The sequence below is a fragment of the Soonwooa sp. genome (genome assembly GCF_030151385.1).
Taxonomy (GTDB): Bacteria; Bacteroidota; Bacteroidia; order Flavobacteriales; family Weeksellaceae; genus Soonwooa.
Genome location: NZ_JASLDS010000047.1, coordinates 1 through 4382, shown reverse-complemented (window position 1 = coordinate 4382; position 4382 = coordinate 1). Strand labels below are relative to the sequence as shown.

The window sequence follows — 4382 nt, the reverse complement described above, 5'->3', positions numbered from 1 at the left end:
ACCAACTGAGCTAAGAACCCGAATTTTTTTGAAAGGTTTCGTTTCCTTTGTGTGGGTCCTGAGGGATTCGAACCCCCGACCCTCTCGGTGTAAACGAGATGCTCTGAACCAACTGAGCTAAGAACCCTCTTTTCGAGATTTTGTTTCTCTCGTTTTGAGTGGTGCAAATATACAACTTATTCTTTATTCTCCAAATTTTTTTCTAAAAATTCTCCAACAACAAAGTTGCTTCCACCAATAAAAATTATTTCTTCGTTTGTAGCTTCTTGTTTTGCAGTAAGATAGCCGTCCTGCACATTTTCAAAAATTTTATAAAAAATTTTAGCATCCTCTAGCAGATTTTGATATTCTTGCGGATGACGACCACGATGTATAGCTGGTTTTACAAAATAATAGTCAGCATTGTGAGGAAGGATTTTCATGACTTCGTCAATTTTTTTATCATTGACAAAACCTAGAACAATATGTTTTTTCTGTGGAAATGCATTGAGTTGTTCAAAAACTTGTTCCAATCCTGCTTGATTATGTCCTGTATCGCAAATCGTCAGCGGCTTTTCGGCAAAGACAAACCAACGTCCAATAAATCCAGTATTTCGATGCACATTCAGAAATCCTTGCTGGATATTGTCTTCGCTGATATTTAAGCCTAGTTTTTGTAATTCTTCAACAATCGCAAAGACAACTTTTTTGTTCTTATTTTGATAGTTTCCTTGCAGATCCGATGGATAGTCAATTTCTAAGCTTATCGCGTCGATGTATTCTGCGCCAACTTCGAGTGCTTTATTTTTGATAATATTTTTAACAATTGGATTGTCATCGCCAGAAATTACAGGAATATTACTTTTGATAATACCTGCTTTTTCGAAAGCAATTTCTTCGATTGTATCACCCAAAACGTTTTGATGATCTAGTTGGACATTTGTAATTGCGGTTACCAAAGGCTTTATAATATTGGTAGCATCCAATCGTCCTCCGAGTCCAACTTCGATAATGGCGTAATCAACATTTTGACGTTTAAAAAACTCAAATGCCATAATGGTCGTAAATTCAAAAAAAGAAGGTTGAATATCCTCTGGCACATTTTGCAATTTTTGAATCATTTCATAAACAAAAAGCTTGTCACATTGCTTTCCATTAACTTTGATACGTTCGGTAAAGTGAATCAAATGTGGCGAATTGTAAAGTCCAATTTTGTAACCCGCTTTTTGTAGGATTGAAGCCAACATATTGCTTGTCGATCCTTTGCCGTTGGTTCCGCCAATGTGGATGCATTTTAAGCTTTCTTGTGGGTTGCCAAAATAGTCGCAAAGTTTGGTGATATTTTGCAATCCTGGCTTGTATGCAGATTGTCCGTCTCGTTGGTAATTGGGGATTTGTGCAAAAAGCCAGTCGATGGCTTCCAGATAATTATTTTCAGTAAATTCTGATGGCGATTTTAACGACATAATTTTTAATTATGGTGTAAAAGTAATGCTGAGAACCTTTAAATTATTAAAGATTCGAAAGTTTAATAATAATTTAAAACTTAATGGTGTAAGTTCCTGTTGATGTTTCGTTGGCTTTTTTCTCCGCCTTAACATATTTTTTTAACCAAATAACTGCAGCTGTAACCGCACAAGGTTCCGAAATCCCTTTACTACGTCCAGCAGAAATTACATTTCCAGCTTCGTTAATTGTAATATTCATGGTGAGTTCGCCTTTGGTTTTGCAATTATTAGATGGGAGTTTTCCTGCATTGCCCATCGTACCTGGAATAAAACTAATTAGCTTTCGGTCGCTTCCGATTTTGGTTTTTTTAGGGTCATTCGATTTTTTATCTTCTTCGTCTTTCTTCTTTTTTTGATCCTCCTTTTTGTCAACTACTTTATCTTCTTTCTTGTCTTCAAGTTTTTCCTTTAGGACTTCTTTTTGAGGTTCAACTTTTGCGGGAATGCTATCTGTCATTGGCTTTACGGCAACATCTGGGATATAGATATCAGGCTTCGAAAGACTGTCTGTTGTAGGTTCTTCAACGCTAGATTGAGGTACAGAAACAAGACTGTCAATTGTGTCAGGTGGTATGCCAGCCTCTGGATGTGTAAAATGAGAATTTGCCCAAAAGAAACTAATAACCAATAAAGCCAAAACAACGTAAAGACCTGCGGGAATACCAGTTAAGCTTTTGGTTCTTCGACGGAAATTCATTTTTATGCAGGCTTGTTAATTACGTCTAAAAACTCGTTGGTATGGTACTGAATCTTCATCACCATGTAATCGATTTTTGCAACCAAATAATTATTGAAAATATAAGCCAAAAAGCCTACGATTAAGCCAACTAGAGCTGGAGACAAAGCTTTGTAGAAAGCTGCTGACATCACTTGTTGAGAGTCAATTGATGTGTGGCTCATCCCAGAAAAAATCGAAGCAAATGCAATCACGCTTCCGATGCTTCCCAAAATAGGAGCAATGCCAGAAAAGCTAGCCAAATAATTAACATATTTTTCTGCGTAATGAACTTCGACTTGTGCTTGTGTTTCCATCGCATTGGAGATTTCGCTGATAGGACGCCCAACACGCGAAAGACCTTTTTCGATACAACGCGCTTCTGGCGAATTGTCTCTTCTACAAAAATCACTTGCTGCATCTACACGTGCTTCACTAAGCATATCGGTAATGTTTTTAATCAAATAAGGATCAACTTTATTCTCTTTGTTAAGCTTCATCGCTCGTACAAAAAAGAAGTAACAGGTTGCTAATCCGATTAATAAAAGAAGAACAATAATTAGGGTTACAATAAGTCCGTTTCCGAAAAGAAATTCTAATACAGAAATATGTTTGTCTGCCATTTGATTTTAAAAATTTATGACGTTAAAGTTAGGTTTTTATTAGGTTTAAAAGAAATCTAAAAGACGATTTTATAAGTTCCTTTTGAAGAAACATTCGATTTTTCTGCTTTCACATATTGCTTCACCCATTTAACAGAAGTAGATACTACACAAGGGTCAGAAACGCCTGAAGAGCGCGTTGCCGAGATTACATTGCCAGCTTTGTCAACGGTGTAGGCGATACTTATACTTCCAGATCCAGAACAATCGTGTTTTGGCTGTGCGCCACCTCGTCCCATCGTTCCAGGAATAAAGCCAACCAATTTTCTATCGATACCAATTTTGCTGTCGCCATCGCCGTCACCTCCTAGCGGATCGCCCGCATTTCCAATGCCAGAGCCAGTTCCTTGACTAGAACCTTTTGTGCCTCGACCTGCGAGCAGACTTCCAATCGCAGCATTGCCTTGACCATCGCCTGTGCCGCCTTCTTTTTTGATATTGCCTTTTGCTTTTGGCGCTGCATCCGTTTTCTTAGTAGTGGTAGATGTCGTTATGCTAGTCGCTTTTTTGTCAGCTTTCGAAGCTTTTGGTGTTACAACAACTGCTTTTTCTCGAGTTGGGACAGGAACTGTGTTTTCAGGAATTGGCTTGTCGGCTTTTTCGATGCTTGGTTTTTCTATTTCAGCAACCTCTTCCTGATGTTTTTCGATAAGTGGGGCAGGACTCGATTCTTGTTTCTTTGGTTCCTCAATGCCTTTTCCATTGGTGTTGTCTCCAAAATTAATAAGCATATTGGTAATGTCCATTTGTACCATATCTTCCGGAACCGTTTTTTTGTCCGTATTCGGAACTTTTATTCCAGAAAAGAATAATAAAAATAAAGCCAAAAATACCGCAACACCTATTACTAAAGCCTTAGTAAGTGTATAATCATAATGTTTACGAAAAGCATAAGCGCCGTAAGCTTTATGTCGGTCTTCGAATACTATGTCGTCTAAATCTTGATACATTTACGTTTGGTTTTATTAAAGAAAAGCCTATCTATCATTATAAATATTTATTATAACGAGTTAGATAGGTTTTATAGTATTTGGTTAAATTATCGACTAGTCGTCAACTTCGATGTCATCTTGTTTGAAATGACATTTTAGCTTAAACGGAATCGGCTCGTCGCTGCCTGTATAGAAGTCGTCAATCTCGCCTTGCCAAAAAAGTTGAAGTTCTCCTTTTTCATTAAGGTCAAAACTTAATTCATTGTCATACAAGTAAGCTTCTTCGTCATCATACAAGTCAACTTCGGTATATTGTCCGTCGTCGTTATCTTCAATTTTGAAGCTTTGATTTTGAAGTTCTCCCGAATTAATAGGGAAGTCGGAAACTTTGAATGACAATTGTGGAAAATTGTACTGAAGCGAATCGTCATCTACGTGGTCTAGCGAGTCATCCGTAATTATTTCAACTTCCAAAGTGTTTAACGAATTGTTGTAGACTGCTTTGCAATACGTGTTCTGGATGTGATATTTTAAAGTTTCATCCGGATGATAAATTTTTAATAGCCCTTTCATTGTAAGGTTTACT

5 protein-coding genes and 1 tRNA gene are annotated in these 4382 nt (G+C 37.3%); all 6 read right to left on the bottom strand.

The features are described 5' to 3' along the window. Nucleotides 1–52 precede the first annotated feature (52 nt). The 6 genes from Q1V95_RS08790 to Q1V95_RS08765 all read right to left on the bottom strand — a co-directional run bounded on the left by Q1V95_RS08790 (nucleotide 53) and on the right by Q1V95_RS08765 (nucleotide 4369). Nucleotides 53–127 (bottom strand) — tRNA-Val (locus Q1V95_RS08790). A gap of 49 nt (nucleotides 128–176) precedes the next feature. Continuing rightward, nucleotides 177–1445, bottom strand: a complete 1269-nt coding sequence (locus tag Q1V95_RS08785; protein WP_300672818.1) for a folylpolyglutamate synthase/dihydrofolate synthase family protein — start codon at nucleotides 1443–1445, stop codon at nucleotides 177–179. Between the two features lie 73 nt (nucleotides 1446–1518). Next, complete coding sequence (locus Q1V95_RS08780; protein WP_300672816.1) at nucleotides 1519–2184, bottom strand: hypothetical protein; 666 nt, start codon at nucleotides 2182–2184, stop codon at nucleotides 1519–1521. A gap of 2 nt (nucleotides 2185–2186) precedes the next feature. Beyond that, entirely contained in the window at nucleotides 2187–2825 is a 639-nt protein-coding gene (locus Q1V95_RS08775) for a MotA/TolQ/ExbB proton channel family protein (protein WP_300672814.1), read from the bottom strand. A 56-nt stretch (nucleotides 2826–2881) separates the two neighbouring features. Further along, nucleotides 2882–3814 (bottom strand): ferric siderophore ABC transporter substrate-binding protein, encoded by a 933-nt coding sequence (locus tag Q1V95_RS08770; protein ID WP_300672812.1) that lies wholly within the window; start codon nucleotides 3812–3814, stop codon nucleotides 2882–2884. Between the two features lie 96 nt (nucleotides 3815–3910). Next, nucleotides 3911–4369, bottom strand: coding sequence for a hypothetical protein (locus Q1V95_RS08765; RefSeq protein WP_300672820.1), 459 nt, complete (start codon nucleotides 4367–4369; stop codon nucleotides 3911–3913). Between the last annotated feature and the right edge of the window lie 13 nt (nucleotides 4370–4382).